The sequence below is a fragment of the Paenibacillus sp. J22P90 genome (assembly GCF_059692195.1).
This window is the reverse complement of sequence record NZ_JCAUAY010000011.1, coordinates 113873-133959: the sequence shown is the minus strand read 5'-3', so window position 1 is coordinate 133959 and position 20087 is coordinate 113873. Positions and strand designations below refer to the sequence as shown.

Genomic DNA, 20087 nt, shown 5'->3' with positions numbered 1-20087 from the left:
GAAGGTTTCGCCTGCTGTTAGTTGAATGCTTTGCCCGTCGGCATCGCGATAGCGACCGGTTTCAGTAACTCTGTCATTCGTTCGATGTTGGTGATTCGCGTTTGATGCATTTGCCATAAACAATCAGTCCTTTCGCATATCAAAATAGGCAATAAGCCCAAAGGCTCGATCGCCGATGCATAGTATACCCCGCTGCGTGGTATGCTACTCATAGTGAAAAGAATTAATGTCGACGCCTAAACCCCTTTTTGTTATACTAATATAGGTGATTATTACCAAAACTACCGAGATCGTAAGGAATGCAAAAAAGAAATGGAGGCGGTTACATTCACATGATGTATACAAATAACTATGTAATCGTGGCGATTTTTCTAGGGTTAGGTATTTTCCTCCCCATAGCAGCGCTGACGATTGGCAAATGGTTAAGACCGAGTAAACCCGTCGATGAGAAGTACACGACGTATGAGAGTGGTAACGAGCCTGTAGGTGAGGGGCAAATCCGGTTTAACATTCGTTATTATTTGTTTGCTTTGATGTTTGTCATCTTTGATGTGGAGACCGTGTTCCTCTATCCGTGGGCTGTCGCTTTTGACAAGCTTGGATTGTTTGCTTTAGTAGAAATGTGTATTTTTGTAGCCTTGCTTGCCATAGGATTAATATACGCTTGGAAGAAGAAGGTGCTGCAATGGACTTCAATTTAGAGTCGATCTCTCCCGAAGAACGGGAAGAAATAAACCGCAATGTATTCATGACAACGCTGGAGCAGGTGAAAGCCTGGGCCCGCAGTAATTCGCTTTGGCCATTGACGTTTGGATTGGCTTGTTGCGCGATCGAAATGATGGGTACTGGCGCATCTCACTATGATTTGGACCGATTCGGAGTCATGTTCCGTACGTCACCTAGGCAATCAGATGTCATGATTGTGGCAGGGACAGTTACGAAGAAAATGGCTCCTTTGCTGCGCCGTCTTTACGAGCAAATGCCGGAACCGAAATGGGTTATCGCGATGGGCTCCTGTGCAACGGCAGGCGGACCCTATGTGAAATCCTATTCGGTTGTTAAAGGTGTCGATCAGATCGTACCGGTGGACGTGTATATCCCAGGTTGTCCGCCAAATCCAGCTGCGCTTATCTATGGCATCAACAAGCTTCAGGAGAAGATTCGCTATGAAGCGAAGACTGGGAAGCAGGTGATCAATCGATGAGCGAGGAGAAAAAGCCGGAGAAAACCACGGTTCCGACTCCTCCTGTTGGTGAGGATGGAAAAGAGGAAGTTAGCATTGAAAGCGCTGCAGAAGGCAGCGTAGAGAGCAAAGCCGAAGGTACTGAAGAGGGCAAAGCTGAGGTTAAAGAAGAGAGCAAAGCTGAGGAGAAAGCGGAAGCTAAAGAAGAAGCTAAAGCGGAAGTGCAGCCGCCTCCGTCTGAGGCGGCACCAGAGGCTGGCGCGAGCACGCCAGCCACGGACGCGGCGGCAGAGCGCGCCGCGGCAAGAGCCGCGCGCCTCGCAGCGCGCGCGGCCACAGAGGCGGGCGAGCCTGCGCCCGCCACACCAGCAACGCCAGCGTCCGCAGACGCTGGCAACGAAGACCCGGCGGCCAAAGCCCAGGCCGCCGCAGAAGCCCGAGCCGCGCGTGCCGCAGCACGCGGAGCGAAGACCGAATCGGCGGAGCCAGCCGCGCCGAAGGAGCCTTCACCGAACCAGCCGCTGCTGGACCGGCTGGTGGCGATCTTGAAAGCCGAGGCCGGCGAAGACGCCGTCGTCGACGCCTTCATCAACGAAAGGGACGCTCATCGCCCTTACGTGGTCATTCACAGCTCGCGCTGGCCGCAGGCCGCGCTGACGCTTAGAGATCATGAGGAGCTGCGCTGCAATTACTTGCGCAATCTCTCCGGTGTAGACCAAGAAACGCACCTAGAAGTGGCCTATCATCTGCTTTCTCTCACAACCAAGCATGAGTATTGTGTGAAAGTGAAAACAGACCGCGATCAAGCCAGCATTCCTTCGGTAGCTGATGTTTGGCCTACGGCCAACTGGAACGAGCGCGAAGCCTTTGACCTTCTCGGCATCGATTTCCCTGGCCACCCGAATTTAGTGCGTATTATGATGCCTGATGATTGGGTGGGCCATCCACTGCGCAAAGACTACGAACCGCTTGACCCGGAGGTGTAGCACGTGTTACGGACAGAAGAGCTCCTGTTAAACGTTGGCCCTCAGCATCCCAGTACGCACGGCGTTTTCCGCGTGATTGTAAAGTTGGATGGTGAAATTATTCGCGAAGCGATACCCGTTATGGGCTACTTACATAGAGGAACAGAAAAATTGGCTGAGAACCTCAGCTATACACAAATCATCCCGTACACTGACCGCATGGACTATGTATCGGCGATGACGACGAACTACGCGTTAGTTAACGCGGTAGAGAAAATGATGGGGCTAGAAATCCCAGAACGCGCGGACTTTCTTCGGTTAATCGTGATGGAGCTGCAGCGAATTGCGTCTCATATGGTTTGGTGGGGAACGTACCTGCTGGATATTGGGGCGATGAGTCCGTTCTTGTTCGCCTTCCGTGACCGCGAAATCATTATCGACCTCTTCAATGAATTGTGTGGCGCTCGATTAACGTACAACTACATGCGTGTTGGCGGCGTGAAATGGGACGCACCAGAAGGCTGGATTGAGAAAGTGCGGAAATTTGTTCCATACATGTACGGCAAATTAGAAGAGTATCACACGCTCGTCACGGGGAATGAGATTTTCCTCTCACGGATTAAGGGTGTAGGTAAATATGATGCCGAGACAGCGATTGCTTATGGCCTTAGCGGGGCGAACCTGCGTTGTACGGGGGTTGATTGGGATATTCGGAAAACGCAGCCCTACAGCTTGTACAGCCGCTTTCAGTTCGATGTGCCTGTGCGTAATGGCGGGGATTGCTATGATCGTTATTTGATTCGTTTGGAAGAAATGAAACAGTCCCTTCGCATCCTGGAGCAAGCCTTGGATGTGTTCCCTGAGGGTGGCGAGACGATGGGCAAAGTGCCGAGAGTCATTCGCCCGCCAGAAGGCGAAATCTATGCAGCAATTGAATCTCCGCGTGGAGAGATTGGTTGTCATATTATTTCCCGAGGCAAACAAGAGCCTTACCGCTTAAAATTCCGCAGACCGTCCTTCGTGAATCTGCAAATATTGCCCAAGCTGCTGGTCGGCGAGTCGATGACGAACCTCATTACGATTTTGGGCGGCATCGATATAGTCGTTGGGGAGGTGGATGCCTAATGGTCAATCTTTTGGAGGAGAGTCTAACGTGGACGAACTTCTTCGTATTCCTGTTTTGGGGCATTGTCATGCTGATGCTCGTGCTCGGTTTCGTTACCTATGCGATTTATTTCGAGCGCAAAGTGATCGGCTGGATGCAATTGCGGATTGGTCCGAACCGAACAGGTCCCTTCGGGTTGCTGCAGAGCGTCGCTGACGTCTTCAAGCTTCTTATTAAGGAAGATACGATTCCTAAGAAAGCTGAGCGTGAGCTATTCATTCTCGCACCGATCATTACCTTTATCCCATCGTTTACGATCATTGCGACCATTCCGTTCTCGGATCGGATGTTCAATGCGAATTTGAATGTGGGATTGCTCTATTATGTAGCATTAACAGGGATTTCAACCATCGGGATTATCCTTGGCGGTTGGGCATCCAACAATAAATATGCGCTCTTGGGCGGCATGCGTTCCGCAGCTCAAATGATTAGTTACGAAGTTCCGTTAGTTATTTCGGTTGTTGGTGTGGTCATGATGACGGGTAGCCTGAATCTGCATACCATCGTCGATCATCAAACAGGCGGCTTCTGGCACTGGAATTTCATTCCGCAAATTCTCGGCTTTATCATTTTCGTGATTGCGGGTGTGTCGGAGCTTAATCGTACGCCGTTTGACTTGCCAGAAGCAGAATCCGAGCTCGTTGCGGGCTACCATGTCGAGTATAGCGGCTTCCGCTTCGCTTTTTACATGCTAGCAGAGTATGTGTACGTCTTCGTCATTGCCTCACTCGTCAGTTTGCTCTTCCTTGGTGGATGGGATGCGCCATTCGGGTTCCTTGATTTCATTCCTGGTGTCCTGTGGTTCCTGTTGAAATTCTCGTCGGTTGTGTTCTTCCTCTTCTGGTTGCGGGCGACATTGCCACGTGTTCGGATTGATCAACTGATGGGGTTCGGTTGGAAAGTACTGCTTCCATTAGCACTGGTTAATATGCTGGTGACGGCGATTATCATGACGATCTTCTAATAAAGAGAATTGCATATGTGCCTTCGGAAAACGTTCCATGCATGCTTACGAAGTCAGTTTTCCTCCGGAAAACGTTAAGGAGTTGAAACACATGAAGGGCATTATGAAAGGTTTAGGCTTCACGTTCAAGCACTTGACTGAGAAGAAAGTAACGTACGCATACCCAGACGTTCCGCTAAAAATGCCGGATCGCTTTCGTGGTATTCAATATTTTGATCCTGAGAAATGCATTGTGTGCAATCAATGTGCGCGTGTATGTCCGACGGAGTGTATTACGTTAACTGGAAAAGCGAACCCAGACCCTGAGAAAAAGGGGAAGGTCATTGATACGTATGACATCAACTTCGAAATTTGTATTCTGTGCGACCTGTGCACAGAAGTGTGTCCGACAGAAGCGATCGTGATGACGAACAATTTTGAGCTGAGCAGTTACAGTCGTGATGATTTGTTCAAAAACATGGAGTGGCTGAGCAACAACACACAAAACATTCGTCAAGAGAACAATTCTGCGATGCCTAAAGGGGGCGCGAAGAAAGATGTTTAGTGGACTTGGCGATTTCTTATCCAGCGGTACGAGCTGGGCGTTCTTCATTTTCGCATTGCTGGCCATCGGCGGAGCGATCTTTATGATCTCTTTTACGAAAGTCGTGCACATGGTTGTTGCGGTTGCCCTTACGTTTATCAGCTTGGCTGGCTTGTATGTCATCCTTGAAGCAGAATTTGTCGCTTTCGTGCAGGTCTTGATTTATGCGGGTGCGATCTCGATTCTGATGATTTTCGGCATTATGATGACGAAGCATAGACAGGGTGAAGAAGAGGGACCTAAGCGTCCGTGGCATGAAGGCTTGGCCATTCTTGGCGCTGTGGGATTGTTCGGTGTCTTGTTCTATGCGATTCAAAAATCAACCTTCGTTTCTTCGGGAGCCCTGGATGCTGGCGAAGATAACACACTTGAGATTGGAAAACTGCTCTATAACGTGCATGTCATTCCCTTCGAAATCATGTCCGTGCTGCTGACGGTAGCGTTCATTGGTGCTATCGTAGTCGCGAAGAGAGAGGAGGATTAGCCTTGGGTAACTTAATTACTCCTTATCTGACATTGGCGGCAATCCTATTCTGTATCGGACTTTACGGTGCACTCACGAAGAAAAACGGGGTCATCGTCTTGCTCTCCATCGAGCTCATGCTCAATGCGGTGAACTTGAATTTGATTGCCTTCTCCAAGCTAGGAGATCATCCGGCCTTAACAGGGCAAATTTTCTCCCTCTTTAACATTACAATTGCAGCTGCTGAGGCGGCTGTGGGCATTGCGATATTGATCGCGATTTACCGAAATAGAGGTACGGTTGAAGTTACGGATTTGGATTCTATGAAGCGCTAGGAGGCTAACAAGGCTATGGTATCGGACTATTCACAGTACGCCTGGCTCATTCCATTGTTTCCGCTGCTAGCTTTTCTAGCGCTTACGGCGATGGGACGTCAACTGAAGGATTTAGGGATTTACATTAGCATTTTTGCGATGCTGCTTTCTTTTATCGTGGCTTTACTCATTTTTGTAGAGCGGATTGGCGGTAAGGTAGAGGACTACACGTGGGATAAAATGAACTGGCTGCAGGTGGGCGATTTCACGCTGAAAATGGGGTTTGAGGTTACCAATCTAAACTCCCTGATGCTCGTTATCGTCACGCTCGTTTCCCTACTGGTGAACATTTATTCCAGGGGCTACATGAAAGGCGACGAGCGCATTCACGTGTTTTTCGGTTATATTGCGCTGTTCTCCTTCTCGATGCTAGGTCTGGTTATTTCCGAAAATATGTTGGAACTCTACATCTTCTGGGAGCTTGTAGGGGTATGTTCCTTCTTGCTCGTCGGATTCTGGTACTTTAAACCTGAGGCGAAGGCTGCTGCTAAAAAGGCGTTCATCGTCACCCGTATTGGGGATGTAGGTTTATTTATCGCGATTCTGCTGTTGTATTTATACATGCCAGGGCACGCGCTTGATTTCACTTCTATACATAATGCTTTTACAACGGGCAAAATTGACCCTACAATCGTCACTTGGATCGCCGTCTTGATTTTCATCGGGGCGATGGGTAAATCCGGTCAATTCCCGCTGCACACTTGGTTACCTGATGCGATGGAGGGCCCAACGCCGATCTCAGCGCTGATCCACGCCGCAACAATGGTTGCAGCTGGGGTATACCTCGTGGCACGGACGTTTGATATTTTCCATGCATCGCCGGACGCCTTAATGGTTGTTGCTTATGTGGGTGGGTTTACCGCTATTTTCGCAGCGACCATCGGTATTGCACAGAACGATATTAAGCGGATTCTCGCTTACTCGACCGTGAGCCAACTCGGCTACATGATGATGGCGCTGGGGATTGGCGTTTCGATTACGTCAGGTATGTTCCACTTGTTTACACACGCCTTCTTCAAAGCGCTGCTCTTCTTAGGCGCCGGTAGTGTGATCCATGCAGTTCATACGCAAAACATCAATGAAATGGGCGGATTATCCCGCAAAATGAAAATCACGACCTGGACCTTTGCAATCGGAACACTGGCGTTAGCTGGTATTTTCCCATTCGCAGGCTTCTGGTCGAAGGATATGATTCTAACCGAAGCGTACGAGCATAATCAGCTTCTGTTCTGGGTCGGTGTGATTGCGGCGTTCTTCACCGCTTTCTATATGTCACGCCTGTTCTTCCTTGTGTTTATGGGCTCGTCTAGAGCGAAAGCTCATGCTTCGGAGGATCACGAAGATCATGGGCACGGGCATGACCACGCGCATGAGCCGCATGAATCTCCAGCTTCGATGACGACACCGCTTATCGTGCTTGCAGCGCTTGCTGTTGTTGCAGGCTTTGTGAATACGCCATTCAATGAATGGCTGGGTCAGTGGCTGACAGGGCATGAGCATGAAGAGACGGCGAATTGGACGGTTATTATTTTGTCCACATTAGCAGGTTTGCTCGGCATTGGATTGGGGTACCTGATCTATCTCAAACGTACCATCCCTCGGGACATCGTTTCGAGCAAAATGCCTTGGTTGTATACGTTACTTAATCGTAAATATTTCATCGATGAAATCTATGAGGCTATTGTTGTCAAACCGCTTCGTGGCCTTGGCTACATCCTGGAATTGATTGATATTTATATCATTGACGGGATTGTACGTTTAGTTGCTTTCACGGTGGTCAGCCTTGGACGCCTAGGCTCCCGACTTCAAAATGGTCAACTGCAGTCCTACGGGGTCATCATGCTACTAGGGATGCTGATTCTGGCACTTGCCATTGCAGGAAGGAGGTTCATACATGCCGGCTAACTTACCCATTCTCAGTATGATTGCCTTCTCACCTCTGCTTGGTGTGCTTGTCCTGTTATTCCTTCGGGGAGATCGTGGACGTCTGATCAAAACAGTAGGTATCGTTACCACGCTGATTCCGCTCATTTTGGCGGCATGGCTGTATGTGGACTATAACTATCAAGGGGATCCGCTCCAGTACAAAGAGCAACTTGATTGGATTAAAGTTCCTTTAAATCACGAGGGTATTCAGCAAATTACACAATTCTTCTTTGAGTTTAAATATTCGTTAGCTGTCGATGGCATTTCGCTGCCACTCGTCTTTCTAACGGCGCTAATCTCGTCGATGGCCGCACTAGCGTCCGTGTACATCAAGAAACGTTGGAAAACGTATTTCATTCTGTTTCTTTTGCTGGAAACGGGCATGTTCGGTGTATTCATGGCACAGGATCTCTTCTTGTTCTTCCTGTTCTTCGAAATTACACTCGTGCCGATGTTCTTCTTAATCGGAATTTGGGGCTATATGAACCGGGAGCAAGCGGCTAATCGCTTCTTGCTGTACAACGGGCTTGGCTCGGCAATCATGCTGATTGCGTTCCTTATTCTGGTTACGACAGCGGGCTTTAATCAAGATCCGTCGCAGACAGAAGCTATCATTTACTATAGCGGTGATATTCATACGATTGCGCATAACCTGCTTCAGGCTCCTGAAGCTTATGTGAATCAAGCGGGCACGCCGTTCTTTATGAGTCAAGCCATGAAATGGACCGTATTCATCATGCTGCTGGTCGCTTTCGGGATCAAGCTACCGATCTTCCCGTTCCATACGTGGATGCTGAAAGTACATACCGAAGCTCCGCCAGCTGTTGTTATGATTCACTCCGGGATTTTGCTTAAAATGGGGGCCTACGGCCTCATCCGTTTCGGCATTCTGTTCTTCCCGGCAGAAGCTCAGCAATGGGCGTGGGTGCTTGCGCTCCTCGGTGTCATTAACATCGTGTACGGTGCACTGCTCGCGATGGTCCAAAAGGACTTTAAACTCGTGCTCGCCTACTCGAGTATCAGCCACATGGGCATCGTCCTGTTAGGACTTGCTGCGTTCAACATTGCAGGTCTGCAAGGCGCCGTGTTCCAATTGATCTCACACGGGTTGATTTCAGCCCTGATGTTCTTGCTCGTCGGCAGCATCTACGAGCGGACCGAAACCACGCAGCTCGATCGCTTGGGCGGTCTCGCTAAGAATATCCCTTTCATCAGCGGAATCCTGCTGATTGCGGGGATGGCGTCGCTCGGATTGCCAGGCTTATCCGGCTTCATCAGTGAGTTCCTCGCGTTCGTCGGACTCTTTGAAACACACCGCGTGTACGCGATTATCGGTACACTGGGCATCATCTTCGCAGCGGTTTACGTGCTGCGCGGGGTACTGAACATCACGTTCGGCCCGCAACAGCCGAGCTTACTGCAGCAAGGGATGCGCGACGCGCGTCTCATCGAGGCTGTGCCGATGATTACTTTGGTCGCGTTCATTCTCTTGCTGGGTGTGTACCCAAGCGTGCTGAGTCAGCCGCTTCAACAAACCATTGGCAGCTTGGATCAATTGATCCATAGCGTAGCCGGGAAGATAGGAGGTTAGTCCAGTGGAACAGATTAGACTCCATGCTGCTGATTTGATGCATCTGCTCCCTGAGCTTGCGTTGGTTGCTACGGCGATCATCCTATCTCTCTTGGATTTGGTCCTGCCGAACAGATTCAGTCGTTCCATCATCGGATGGTTGACCTTAGTCGGCCTCGCGATTTCAGCTGTTTTTGTAGTTCTACAGTTGAATCCAGATGAGGCGATTCAGCTTCTCAATCAAAGCTACCGCGTCGATGATTTTTCGAACTTACTGAAATTATGTACCCTCGTGGGTACGGGACTTATCGTCTTTATGAGCCTAGGCTTCGTAAAAGAGGATAGCATCCCCCATGTCGGGGAGTACTATTACTTCTATTTGCCTGCTGCGTTAGGGGCCATGATCATGTCGTCCTCGGGTGATTTGATTACACTCTACGTAGGCTTGGAATTGCTTAGCATTACCTCTTACCTATTAGTTGCGATGAAGAAAAAGGATAACAAGTCTAATGAAGGATCGTTCAAGTACTTAGTCATGGGCGGTATTTCATCCGCTATTATTTTGTACGGCATGTCCTTCCTGTATGGGATGGTCGGTTCCGCTAATCTGCAAGAGATTGGCACAGCTCTACCATCGTTAGTAGCATCCTATGAGCCATTGCTCTATGTGGCCTTCTTCCTACTCTTAGCGGGCTTTGGCTTCAAAATCGCCGCTGCGCCATTCCACAGCTGGGCACCGGATGTCTATGAGGGGGCGCCAACACCAGTTACTGCGTTTTTGGCTGTTGTGTCCAAAGCGGCTGGCTTTGCCATCTTGTTCCGCGTCTTCTATGTCCTGTTCGGATTTAATGGCTTTGAAGAGAGCCACTTGCAATCCGATGTGTTCCTAGCGATTTCTGTCATGGCAGCCATCGCGATGGTCGTGGGGAATTTCATTGCCCTGAAGCAAACGAATATGAAAAGGCTACTCGCCTATTCGGGAATTGCGAATGCCGGCTATCTGCTCGTTCCAATCGGAACGTACTTCTCAGCCACACATTATGCCAATTTCTCGGAATTCATTTTCTACTTGATTGCATATGTGTTTATGAACATCGGAGCTTTTGCGGTGCTGATGATTATCGAGCAGGCGGAAGGTCATACCGAGGGTAAAGGCTACGCAGGCTTGTACTATCGCGCACCTTTAACAGCTGTAGCAATGGTATTGATCGTTCTATCTTTAGCCGGTATTCCATTATCAGGCGGATTCTTCGGTAAGCTGTACATCATTTTAGGAACGATGCAGACGCAGCAATACTGGCTTGGGGCTTTAATGATCGCAACCAGCGTAGTTTCGTTCTACTACTATTTCAGTATCGTGCGTCAAATGTTCATGCGCAGCGACTATGAGCCGGCAGCTATCAAGGTGTCCGTACCTTTAGGTATCACCGTTTGGCTATGTGCCCTTGTCAGCGTGGCGCTTGGCGTGGTACCACATTTGGTGCTCAAAGCCATTGAGAGCGTCTTTACTTTGACGAAGGATTTTATCATTATGTAAATGCGTTACCACAAGGCCTTCTCTACGTAACAAGTAGGGAGGGCTTTTTTGTTTTCCTATTTCCCTGGAAATAATGGCAATCATGTCCCCTAGAAGCCACTCCCAGAAAATACTTTAAAAAATATTTCGTAAAGTCTGAACTTTTTGCGAAGATAAACCGTTATAGGTATCGAGAAGAAGTTTAATGTGGTATAGATATATGAGAAAACTTTTATCGAGGCCCCTCGAAGATGAGCGACCGCGTTAAGATGTAAGTTTTATCGCCAATAAGAAAGCTGCTTTCGGATACCGAAAACGTATACTTTCTTATGTGGTAAGTAAATGACACGTGAGATTTATTTTGGGATAAAGGACCTGATGTGATGAAAAGCTTTAGATACGTAGGGCCCATGATACTTATGCTGCTCGTGCTAGCACTTACAGGGTTCGTGACCAACGTAAAGGCAGCTTATGTGGTGTCTTCAGATCCTATGAGGGTGAAGCAGACTTATATGGATATGATTCGCGTCGATCAGGCGTGGGCGGCGGCAGGAGACTCTCGTTCGCCGATCATTGTTGCCGTTGTGGATACGGGGGTCGACCTTGGTCATCCGGATTTGGCAGGCAATTTGGTTGAAGGTGTAAACCTTTTACAACCATCGAAGAAGCCTTTTGATGATAATGGACATGGAACGAACGTGGCTGGCTTAATTGCTGCTGCGATTAATAACGATAAAGGTATTGCGGGGATTGCTCCCAATGCTAAAATTATGCCAATTAAGGCGCTGGAAGCAGATGGAACAGGCGGCGAAGCCAAGTTGGGTGAAGGCATTAAATATGCCGTCGATCACGGGGCGAAAATCGTTGTTCTTTCCTTAGGATTGAACAAATATTCCTCCTATTTGGCAGGTGTTGTGCAATACGCTGAGGATCATAATGTGTTGCTAGTCGCTGCTGTTGGTAATGAGAGTACGAGTGTCAAATATCCCGCGGCTTATGCGACCGTGTTATCCGTTGGAGGGGTCAGCCCCGATAAGCTGGCTGATCCTAGATCGAATTACGGCCCAGAGCTAGACGTTATGGCGCCTTGGGATGTCTATACGACGGCTCTTGGCGGGGGATACCAGTACCAAGATGGCAGTTCGATGGCAGCGCCTCAAGTAGCCGCGGCCGCGGCGTTAGTCTGGGGGAAATACCCGGGGATGACGGCCTATCAGGTGCGTTCACAGATCGAACAGACGGCGCAGGATTTGATGACCAAAGGGTGGGACGCCAAGACGGGGTACGGCTTATTGAACATCGAGAAGGCTTTGACGGAACCGTATAAACAGGATCGATTTGAGCCCAATGATCTTGCGAGTCAGGCAGCGTCACTTCCCAATCATACGATGGTCAGAGCTAATCTTAGCTCGGGGCAGGATCTGGACTGGTATGTGATTGATGCTGCTTACGACGGGTATATTCAATTTGGTGTAATACCGGAAGACAACGGCGCAGGGATCCGCGTGAATTTTGATTCGGGGCAGAGCTATGTCGCGACAACTGGTACTGTTGATGCCAATCAGTCGTTCACGGTGCCTGTGACCAAAGGGCGCACGTATGTCCAGTTAGAGAACGTGGATCGCACGCGCAAAACAGCGTTGAATTATTCGGTCCGGACGGATTTTGTCATCTATACGGATCCATTTGAGGATAATGATAGGCAGTATAAGGCTTTTACATTGCCAGAGCGCAGTCAGACGATACGAGGAACTTTTCATGAAAAAGGAGATCTCGACTGGTTCGCACTTAACCTGGAGCACTCAGGCACGATGCGCATACGACTTTCCACGGATACGGGGCGGATAGATCCCATGCTTCTTTTTCAGAAAGAAGGGGAAAAATCCACGACCATTGATCAAGCTGGCGATGGTGGTATCGAGGTAAGCTCACAAATGGAAGTACTTCCTGGACAGTACTACATTCGTGTTAGTAATGTGAAGGACTATGCCGGACCCATAACGGGTGAATACACGTTAGAGATCGAGTATAATCCTAAACTTATTGATCCTAACGAGCCAAATGACAAGTCGTATCAAGCTACATTTGCCGCAATGAATGCGGGATATGAGGGTGTTTTTAATAAAAATGAAGACGTTGATTGGTTTGAATTCCGATTAACTTCAGATAGCTTGGCGCAAGTAAGACTTACGAATATTCCTACCTCACGAACGTTATACGCCACTTTGTATAATAATGCATTGCAGGAGCAAGGAACGTATCGCAGTGACATGGGATCAAATCAGCTGAATTTCGAGAAGCCTTTACCCGAGGGAACGTACTATATCAAACTCCAGGCGAACCAATGGTTTATGAGCCAAATGTATCGCTTGCAGTTGAGTAGTTACGGGCTAGTCAGCGGGTATGTCGATATTGCCGGTCATTGGGCAAAGGATGCCATTAGCCAGCTTACCGAGCAAGGTATGATTAGCGGATATGGGAACTATCGTTTTGCTCCGAATCAGCCCATTACGAGGGCCGAAGCGGCCACCGTGCTGTCACACGCGCTGCGTTTAACGAAACGCAAGGATGTAAGATTTAGCGATTTAGCAACGTCACACTGGGCTTATGCGGATATTTCCAAAACAGTTCAAGCCTCTATCGTCGATGGTTATCCAGATGGAACTTTCGATCCCGATGGGAAGCTGACCCGCATGGAAATGACGCAAATGCTTGCACGCAGTATGAATATGACAGGAAAGCTGCGAGGCAATACACCTTTTAGCGATGTGAGTGAGTCTTATTGGGGTGTGGGTATTCTTAAACAGATGTCAGCAGATGGCTGGATCAGCGGGTTTCCTGACGGTACTTTTCATCCGGAGGATCAAGCAACGCGGGCTGAATTCGTATCTTTGTTGGCCAAAGTCGTAAATCGTTAAATGGAAGAGGAGTGACCTAGACCTATGGGCGAGACGGACAAATGGAGTGAAGTGGCGCAATACGCGTCTTGGATGAACATGGCCAGTATAGCAGTCTATATTCTTTGCATCGGTTTAGCGTGGTGGTCGCTGCAGGCGTTCCGCTTCGATGTTCTTCTGAGAAGGCCCAAAGGCGCACAAGCGATCATGCTGCAGATTTTGCTTTCGATCGGACTCGGGCAGTTGGTTGCGAGCTTTTTCATTCAGTATTTAGGTCTCTCCATGAGCTTCAGTCGGATGTTTTAATACGAATTTCCGAATAATGATGAAGTTTGTTGTCAACAATGGATAATAGAACGGAATGAAAAACGCAAGAGGCTTCGAACTCTATGTAGGGCATCTCTGACTGCCAAAAGAACACAGTTGTATCTATGTGGCTCCAAATGATAAACTTAGGAAATGTGCAAAACCTGTCTTTTAAAATAAGTGCGCGGAGGGACCATGATGAGCAAAATTATCGTCCGCGGTGGCCGAAAGCTAGCTGGCAATGTAAAAATCAACGGAGCAAAGAATGCGGTACTGCCGATTATTGCGGCTTCCATTCTGGGGTCGGAAGGTGAAAGCGTCATCCACGATGCGCCTCCCCTTGACGATGTACTAGTCATTAATAAAGTATTGCAAAGCTTAGGAATTGAAGTCGAATATAACCGTCAGGTGATTCGAGTAAGAGCTGGGCAGATTAATACCTGTGAAGCCTCCTATGATCTAGTCCGTAAAATGAGAGCCTCTTTCCTCGTGATGGGTCCTTTGTTAGCTAGGTTGGGTCAAGCGAGAATTTCGCTTCCAGGCGGTTGTGCGATTGGCACAAGACCGATTGACCAGCATCTCAAAGGCTTTGAAGCGATGGGTGCCGATATTGAACTGGGTCAAGGTTATATCGAAGCAAGAGTAAAAGGGCGCCTGAAGGGTGCTAAAATCTATTTGGATGTAGCCAGCGTAGGCGCAACCGAGAACATTATGATGGCCGCAACGCTTGCGGAAGGTACAACAACGATTGAAAACGCGGCAAAAGAGCCGGAAATTGTTGATTTGGCCAATTATCTAAATGCGATGGGCGCTATCATCCGCGGTGCGGGAACGGGCGTAATTCGCATCGAGGGTGTTCAAAAGCTTCGCGGCGCCGTACATACGGTCATTCCAGATCGCGTAGAAGCCGGAACGTATATGATCGCTGCAGCCATTACGGGCAGTGAACTGTACATGGAAGGCGCGATTGGTGATCACCTGCGTCCGGTTATTTCGAAGATGCAGGAAATGGGTGTAACGATCGAAGAAGATGAAAACGGTATTCGCGTTCGTTCCACGGGTCCACTGCGTGCAGTGGACGTGAAGACATTGCCATATCCGGGCTTTCCGACGGATATGCAGTCGCAAATGATGGCGCTGCTGATGGTGGCCGACGGCACGAGTCTTGTAACCGAGACGGTGTTCGAGAACCGGTTCATGCATGTGGATGAATTTGCGAATATGAACGCAAACATTAAAGTAGACGGACGCACAGCGATCGTCAGTGGTAACTCGAAGCTGCGCGGCGCGAAAGTATGTGCAACAGACCTGCGTGCGGGTGCGGCGCTCATTCTCGCGGCATTAGCGGCTGAGGGTGAAACCGAGATTACAGGTGTACACCATATCGATCGTGGATATGTAGACATCACGGACGTTCTACGTGAACTAGGAGCCGATATTTATCGCTCGGTTCCGCAAGAGATCGAGCAAGAAGTGGCGGAGCTTGGATTTTTCAATATCCAGCCAACGCTAGCGTAATATATGAGGAGCCATCAGGGAATGAACCTGATGGCTCTTTTTATTTTATACCGTTCAGGGCACTCTCGCTTCCTACCTATTCCTGTTGATCTAGCACGCAAGTTCTATTCTAGCACCCCCTCTCATAAGCTAAGACATACTAAAATTCGCTGCTAGTAAACGCGCTTATGGAGGCTGCTCAGACATATGTTTAAAAAGAAACGCATGTTCAGAAAAGAAGTCATCCTGTGGATGGCTGTTTGCCTATCTTCCATGTTGTGTGTCACTATCATTGTGCCTGGATTGCTAGTCAAGAAGATTCCGGCGGATGAAGAATATCCCATCTCTATTACAAGCTCAACCTTGCAAGAGACGAGTGCCGAACAAGGGCTGATGATTCCTGTATATTTGACAAAACAAGCGACTGTCCAAACTGTTCCACTAGAGCAATATGTAAAAGGTGTGCTAGCTGCTGAAATGCCTGTCGATTTCGAGTTGGAGGCGCTCAAGGCGCAAGCCATGGCAGCGAGGACCTATGTTGTGCGTAGAGTGATAGAAAAGGATTATAGCAATATGCCGGTTAACGATGCCCTAGTGACGGATACGACCACCCATCAGGCTTATCTAACCGATCAAGCGCTCAGAGAGAAGTGGGACAAGTCGAAGTATGAAACGAATATGGCCAAGATTGATAGAGCGGTCAATGAGACCAAGGACAAAATATTAACCTATGGACACGAGCCGATAAATGCGACTTTTTTCTCTACAAGCAATGGCTATACCGAGAATTCGGAAGAGTACTGGCCATTCAAAAGCCCCTACCTACGCAGCGTGCCTAGCCCATGGGATATCAAGCTTTCCTCGCGCTATCAAGATAGTGTGACGATCAGTTACAAGACGATGCTTCAGAAGCTAGGTGTGGCGAGCATTGCGACGACGGATACGAGCGCCAAGGGCATGAAGGTACTCTCTTGGTCTACTGGACATCGGATAAAAAGTATGACAATAGGAGGCAAGGTCTTCTCTGGACGTGAGGTGAGAGAGAAGCTAGGTCTAGCATCCTCGCAATTCGCTTGGAAATGGGCAGGCTCGCAAATTACATTTACCACGTACGGTTATGGTCACGGCGTTGGTCTCAGTCAATGGGGCGCCAATGGTATGGCGAAGGAAGGGAAAACCGCTGAGGAGATCGTAACCTATTATTACACGGGCATCTCTATTGAAAATGCAGCTTCTTTTCTCCACAAATCATAAACTTTCATTGTTTCTATAAAAATATCTTTCTGGAAGTATAAAACCTTGGAATGTGTCAAGAATGGTTGATGAGGTGATAACCATGAGTGATAATAACAAAGGTTTTCAGAAAGAAGAAGCTCCTAAAACTGTTCAAGGAGCACAAGGTTCAACATCTGCATGGAAGAGGTTGCTTGCTAAGAAATGGGTATTCCCAGCGACGTATGTGGCAGCTGCAGCAATTATCTTAACCTTAATGTGGGTGTACCAGGGAGCAGGAACGAAAACAGTCAGCCAAGATGAACTGGGTATTGAGGTTAGCAGCAATCAACAAACCGATAATCCGAGAGCACCTCATGATGGAGCTGTCGCGGTGAACGGAACAACGGAAGCAATGCAATGGCCTGTGAAAGACAGAGCAGCTGTCGAAGTAGCGATTCCTTACTATGACACCAATGCCTCCAATGATGTGAAGGCAGCGGCTATGATCGAATACCTCGATCAACTGACACCGCATACTGCTATTGACTTGAAAGCTAAAGATGGCGCAGCCTTTGATGTGCTAGCGGCATTAGGCGGTAAAGTTACGGCAGTTGAGCAAAGCCCTGTGGTTGGTAAGCTGGTTGAGATTACTCACAGCAACGGTTTGATCAGTATTTACCAAAGCTTATCAGACGTGAAGGTAACCAAAGGCGCAGAAGTGAAAAAAGGCGACATCATCGCCAAAGCAGGCAGCAACGATTTTGAGAAGGAAGATGGCGTACACTTACACTTTGAAGTTCGCCAAGTTAGCGACAATGCAGCCGTTAACCCAGAAAGCCTCTTGAACGTGAAACAATAAGATATCAGTGAAAGGCAGCGGGTACAAACCTGCTGCTTTTTCCTGTTTTTCATTCAAATTGGACCCATTTTAACGTCTATGGCCCAATTTGCGCCATTATTTTGAAAATAAATATGGGAAATGAGCTTGTCAGGCTTGGTTACGTAGAATATCTAGTCATGCCCCTCATATACTTTACCAAACTATCTCGAGTAGGGAGGCGAGGGGAGTGCACGATTACATCAAAGAGCGGACCATTAAGATTGGTACCTGTATCGTCGAGACCAAGAATACGGTTCGCACCATTGCTAAGGAATTCGGCGTTTCCAAAAGCACGGTGCATAAGGATTTAACGGAAAGACTACCGGAAATCAACCCGGACCTGGCCAATCAGGTGAAGCACATTTTGGAGTATCACAAGTCTATTCGACACCTTAGGGGAGGAGAAGCGACGAAAATCAAGTATCGGAAGACCCGTAATCCTAAGGTTTCCGAAATCCTGGTTACGGTCAAGTCCTAAGATACCTTCATCCCGAGGCGTTTCCTGCATTTCCTTTTAATGGGCGTGTCGAAATTTCACGGAAAAAGAGGAAATAATGCATTTGTAGCGAATTTAGCTTATAATTAGAACTGTATATCAGAGCGCCGATTCTTCACGGGATGGACGGTAGGTTTAGGGAGGATTAATTAGAAATGTTCAGCAAGGATATTGGAATAGATCTGGGCACGGCAAATGTGCTTATTCATGTTAAAGGTCGCGGAGTTGTGCTTGATGAGCCATCCGTAGTTGCGATTGAAAGCGATACGAAACGCGTGCTGGCTGTAGGCGAAGAAGCCTTCCGCATGGTCGGCAGAACGCCTGGCAACATCATTGCGATTCGTCCACTGAAGGACGGTGTTATCGCAGATTTTGATATTACGGAAATGATGCTTAAGCATTTCATCGCAAAAATTGGGGGCAAGAATTGGTATTCTCACCCGAGAATACTGATCTGCGCCCCTACCAACATTACCTCGGTTGAGCAGAAAGCGATTCGCGAAGCAGCTGAGCGCAGCGGTGCCCGCGAGGTATTCATGGAAGAAGAGCCGAAGGCAGCAGCAATTGGTGCTGGCATGGACATCTTCCAACCAAGCGGTAACATGGTTGTAGATATTGGCGGAGGGACGACGGATGTTGCCGTGCTATCTATGGGCGACATCGTCACCTCCTCCTCCATCAAGATTGCTGGCGACAAGTTCGATACAGCGATCATGAAGTATATCAAAAATAAGTACAAGCTGCTTATCGGTGAACGGACAAGTGAAGATATTAAGTTGAAAATTGGAACGGTATATCCACATGGGCGCGATCAAGAGATGGATATTCGCGGAAGAGATATGGTCTCCGGACTTCCATTGACCATTACGATTCACTCCAGTGAGGTACAGGAAGCACTATGGGATCCGGTTTACTCCATCGTTACAGCAGCGAAGAGCGTGCTTGAGCGGACACCTCCAGAGTTATCTGCGGACATTATTGACCGTGGTGTTATTTTGACAGGCGGCGGCGCGTTGCTGCATGGTCTTGATCAATTGCTTGCGGATGAGTTGAAAGTACCTGTATTAATCGCTGAAGACCCAATGTCCTGTGTTGTTAAAGGTACAGGCATTATGTTGGATAATTTAGATAAAGTAAGCAAACGTAAATTTAGCTAGATAACACGACCTAAGAGGTGACTAGATGTTAAGAGGACTGTATACCGCGGCGGCAGGGATGATTTCTGAGCAACGCAGACACGATACTATAACGAATAATATTGCCAACTTGAATTCCCCGGGTTTTAAACAGGGTAATGCCTTGTCTCGTTCGTTTCCAGAAATGCTAATCTCTACGATTCGCGGTGGACAAGATGCCTCTCCAGCGCCGCTTGGGAAGATGACCTTAGGTGTGTTCTCCGAGGAAAGTATTTCTGTTCACACGCAAGGCGATCTGCAGGAAACGCAGAATCCCTTCGACTTCGCACTTGTCTCCAATATTCAATTGCCGGGAATTACATTTGATGCAACGGGCAAGTACGTGAACGAAGATGGAGAGCGTACGTTCCAACCGCAGGCGTTATTTACGGTGTTGAATCCCAATGGTGAACAGCGCTACTCGCTGAACGGGAAGTTTACCGTCGACGCAGCAGGCCAACTTGTGAATGCCAATGGCGAACAAGTATTGGGCCGTGATGGACAACCTTTGGTGTTGCTGGATGGGGCGGGTCAACCGATCTCAGCCTTCAAGGTGACAGCGAAGGGCGAGTTCATGGACAGCGAAGGTCGTCCGATATTGGATGCGGCAGGCGCACCGATCGGCTTGATGCTTTCACGTGCAGAGAATCCGAATCTCTTGCTCCGCGAGGGGAACGGGTTGATGCGTATTAATCCGGGGGATGAAGCGACGATCACACAGGTAGCGCCTGGTGATCAAGTGGAAGTGCGACAAGGTTATATCGAGCGTTCTAACGTGGATTCCGCGCAATCGATGGTCGATATGATGGCAGCGCTGCGCGCCTATGAAGCGAATCAGAAGGTCATTCAATCGTATGATAAAAGTATGGATAAAGCAGCAAACGAAGTAGGACGCGTCTAAATCTAGCTTGC

Annotated in this window: 19 protein-coding genes; all 19 read left to right on the top strand. The window is 48.5% G+C overall.

Going from position 1 to position 20087, the window contains the following annotated elements; all coding sequences use genetic code 11:
- Positions 1-335: 335 nt before the first annotated feature.
- The 19 genes from AC58UX_RS27950 to AC58UX_RS27860 all read left to right on the top strand — a co-directional run bounded on the left by AC58UX_RS27950 (position 336) and on the right by AC58UX_RS27860 (position 20076).
- A complete protein-coding gene (locus AC58UX_RS27950) occupies positions 336-701 on the top strand; it encodes an NADH-quinone oxidoreductase subunit A (RefSeq protein ID WP_497258972.1) in 366 nt (121 codons plus the stop codon).
- The gene (locus tag AC58UX_RS27945) at positions 686-1204 is read left to right on the top strand and encodes a NuoB/complex I 20 kDa subunit family protein (RefSeq protein ID WP_497258862.1); all 519 of its coding nucleotides are present in this window, start codon (positions 686-688) and stop codon (positions 1202-1204) included. The genes AC58UX_RS27950 and AC58UX_RS27945 overlap by 16 nt, the downstream gene beginning before the upstream one ends.
- Entirely contained in the window at positions 1201-2169 is a 969-nt protein-coding gene (locus tag AC58UX_RS27940) for an NADH-quinone oxidoreductase subunit C (RefSeq protein ID WP_497258860.1), read from the top strand. Before AC58UX_RS27945 ends, AC58UX_RS27940 begins: the two co-directional genes overlap by 4 nt.
- A gap of 3 nt (positions 2170-2172) precedes the next feature.
- Complete coding sequence (locus tag AC58UX_RS27935) at positions 2173-3273, top strand: NADH-quinone oxidoreductase subunit D (RefSeq protein ID WP_497258858.1); 1101 nt, start codon at positions 2173-2175, stop codon at positions 3271-3273.
- Entirely contained in the window at positions 3273-4277 is a 1005-nt protein-coding gene (gene nuoH, locus AC58UX_RS27930) for an NADH-quinone oxidoreductase subunit NuoH (protein WP_497258856.1), read from the top strand. Before AC58UX_RS27935 ends, nuoH begins: the two co-directional genes overlap by 1 nt.
- A 91-nt stretch (positions 4278-4368) precedes the next feature.
- Positions 4369-4821, top strand: a complete 453-nt coding sequence (gene nuoI / locus AC58UX_RS27925; protein WP_497258854.1) for an NADH-quinone oxidoreductase subunit NuoI — start codon at positions 4369-4371, stop codon at positions 4819-4821.
- On the top strand, positions 4814-5344 hold the full coding sequence (locus AC58UX_RS27920) for an NADH-quinone oxidoreductase subunit J (RefSeq protein WP_497258852.1): 531 nt from the start codon (positions 4814-4816) through the stop codon (positions 5342-5344). Before nuoI ends, AC58UX_RS27920 begins: the two co-directional genes overlap by 8 nt.
- Before the next feature lie 2 nt (positions 5345-5346).
- Positions 5347-5658, top strand: coding sequence for an NADH-quinone oxidoreductase subunit NuoK (nuoK, locus tag AC58UX_RS27915; RefSeq protein ID WP_310501104.1), 312 nt, complete (start codon positions 5347-5349; stop codon positions 5656-5658).
- A gap of 15 nt (positions 5659-5673) precedes the next feature.
- Complete coding sequence (nuoL, locus tag AC58UX_RS27910; RefSeq protein ID WP_497258849.1) at positions 5674-7602, top strand: NADH-quinone oxidoreductase subunit L; 1929 nt, start codon at positions 5674-5676, stop codon at positions 7600-7602.
- A complete protein-coding gene (locus tag AC58UX_RS27905) occupies positions 7592-9214 on the top strand; it encodes a complex I subunit 4 family protein (RefSeq protein ID WP_497258847.1) in 1623 nt (540 codons plus the stop codon). The genes nuoL and AC58UX_RS27905 overlap by 11 nt, the downstream gene beginning before the upstream one ends.
- Positions 9215-9251: 37 nt before the next feature.
- A complete protein-coding gene (locus AC58UX_RS27900) occupies positions 9252-10730 on the top strand; it encodes an NADH-quinone oxidoreductase subunit N (RefSeq protein WP_497258970.1) in 1479 nt (492 codons plus the stop codon).
- A 362-nt stretch (positions 10731-11092) separates the two neighbouring features.
- On the top strand, positions 11093-13627 hold the full coding sequence (locus AC58UX_RS27895; RefSeq protein ID WP_497258845.1) for a S8 family serine peptidase: 2535 nt from the start codon (positions 11093-11095) through the stop codon (positions 13625-13627).
- Between the two features lie 24 nt (positions 13628-13651).
- On the top strand, positions 13652-13912 hold the full coding sequence (locus AC58UX_RS27890; protein WP_497258843.1) for a DUF1146 domain-containing protein: 261 nt from the start codon (positions 13652-13654) through the stop codon (positions 13910-13912).
- 198 nt (positions 13913-14110) lie between these two features.
- Positions 14111-15430 (top strand): UDP-N-acetylglucosamine 1-carboxyvinyltransferase, encoded by a 1320-nt coding sequence (murA, locus tag AC58UX_RS27885; protein WP_497258841.1) that lies wholly within the window; start codon positions 14111-14113, stop codon positions 15428-15430.
- A 186-nt stretch (positions 15431-15616) separates the two neighbouring features.
- Entirely contained in the window at positions 15617-16663 is a 1047-nt protein-coding gene (gene spoIID, locus AC58UX_RS27880; protein ID WP_497258840.1) for a stage II sporulation protein D, read from the top strand.
- Positions 16664-16745: 82 nt separating this feature from the next.
- Positions 16746-17483 carry a peptidoglycan DD-metalloendopeptidase family protein gene (locus AC58UX_RS27875; RefSeq protein ID WP_497258839.1) on the top strand — a complete coding sequence of 246 codons (738 nt, stop codon included), beginning with the start codon at positions 16746-16748 and terminating at the stop codon, positions 17481-17483.
- Positions 17484-17691: 208 nt separating this feature from the next.
- Positions 17692-17982 carry a sporulation transcriptional regulator SpoIIID gene (gene spoIIID, locus AC58UX_RS27870; RefSeq protein WP_497258838.1) on the top strand — a complete coding sequence of 97 codons (291 nt, stop codon included), beginning with the start codon at positions 17692-17694 and terminating at the stop codon, positions 17980-17982.
- Positions 17983-18155: 173 nt separating this feature from the next.
- Positions 18156-19157: a rod shape-determining protein gene (locus tag AC58UX_RS27865; protein ID WP_497258836.1), complete on the top strand. Its 1002-nt coding sequence runs from the start codon at positions 18156-18158 to the stop codon at positions 19155-19157.
- A gap of 25 nt (positions 19158-19182) precedes the next feature.
- Positions 19183-20076, top strand: coding sequence for a flagellar hook-basal body protein (locus AC58UX_RS27860; RefSeq protein WP_497258834.1), 894 nt, complete (start codon positions 19183-19185; stop codon positions 20074-20076).
- The last annotated feature ends 11 nt before the right edge of the window (positions 20077-20087 follow it).

Excerpts from the sequence above, each read along its gene's own strand:
- nuoL (WP_497258849.1), top strand. The coding sequence starts at position 5,674 with ATGGTATCGGACTATTCACAGTACGCCTGGCTCATTCCATTGTTTCCG.
- nuoH (WP_497258856.1), top strand. The coding sequence starts at position 3,273 with ATGGTCAATCTTTTGGAGGAGAGTCTAACGTGGACGAACTTCTTCGTA.
- AC58UX_RS27900 (WP_497258970.1), top strand. The coding sequence starts at position 9,252 with ATGCATCTGCTCCCTGAGCTTGCGTTGGTTGCTACGGCGATCATCCTA.
- spoIID (WP_497258840.1), top strand. The coding sequence starts at position 15,617 with ATGTTTAAAAAGAAACGCATGTTCAGAAAAGAAGTCATCCTGTGGATG.
- AC58UX_RS27860 (WP_497258834.1), top strand. The coding sequence starts at position 19,183 with ATGTTAAGAGGACTGTATACCGCGGCGGCAGGGATGATTTCTGAGCAA.
- nuoI (WP_497258854.1), top strand. The coding sequence starts at position 4,369 with ATGAAGGGCATTATGAAAGGTTTAGGCTTCACGTTCAAGCACTTGACT.
- AC58UX_RS27890 (WP_497258843.1), top strand. The coding sequence starts at position 13,652 with ATGGGCGAGACGGACAAATGGAGTGAAGTGGCGCAATACGCGTCTTGG.
- murA (WP_497258841.1), top strand. The coding sequence starts at position 14,111 with ATGAGCAAAATTATCGTCCGCGGTGGCCGAAAGCTAGCTGGCAATGTA.
- AC58UX_RS27865 (WP_497258836.1), top strand. The coding sequence starts at position 18,156 with ATGTTCAGCAAGGATATTGGAATAGATCTGGGCACGGCAAATGTGCTT.
- AC58UX_RS27875 (WP_497258839.1), top strand. The coding sequence starts at position 16,746 with ATGAGTGATAATAACAAAGGTTTTCAGAAAGAAGAAGCTCCTAAAACT.
- AC58UX_RS27920 (WP_497258852.1), top strand. The coding sequence starts at position 4,814 with ATGTTTAGTGGACTTGGCGATTTCTTATCCAGCGGTACGAGCTGGGCG.
- AC58UX_RS27940 (WP_497258860.1), top strand. The coding sequence starts at position 1,201 with ATGAGCGAGGAGAAAAAGCCGGAGAAAACCACGGTTCCGACTCCTCCT.
- AC58UX_RS27905 (WP_497258847.1), top strand. The coding sequence starts at position 7,592 with ATGCCGGCTAACTTACCCATTCTCAGTATGATTGCCTTCTCACCTCTG.
- AC58UX_RS27895 (WP_497258845.1), top strand. The coding sequence starts at position 11,093 with ATGAAAAGCTTTAGATACGTAGGGCCCATGATACTTATGCTGCTCGTG.
- AC58UX_RS27945 (WP_497258862.1), top strand. The coding sequence starts at position 686 with ATGGACTTCAATTTAGAGTCGATCTCTCCCGAAGAACGGGAAGAAATA.
- AC58UX_RS27950 (WP_497258972.1), top strand. The coding sequence starts at position 336 with ATGTATACAAATAACTATGTAATCGTGGCGATTTTTCTAGGGTTAGGT.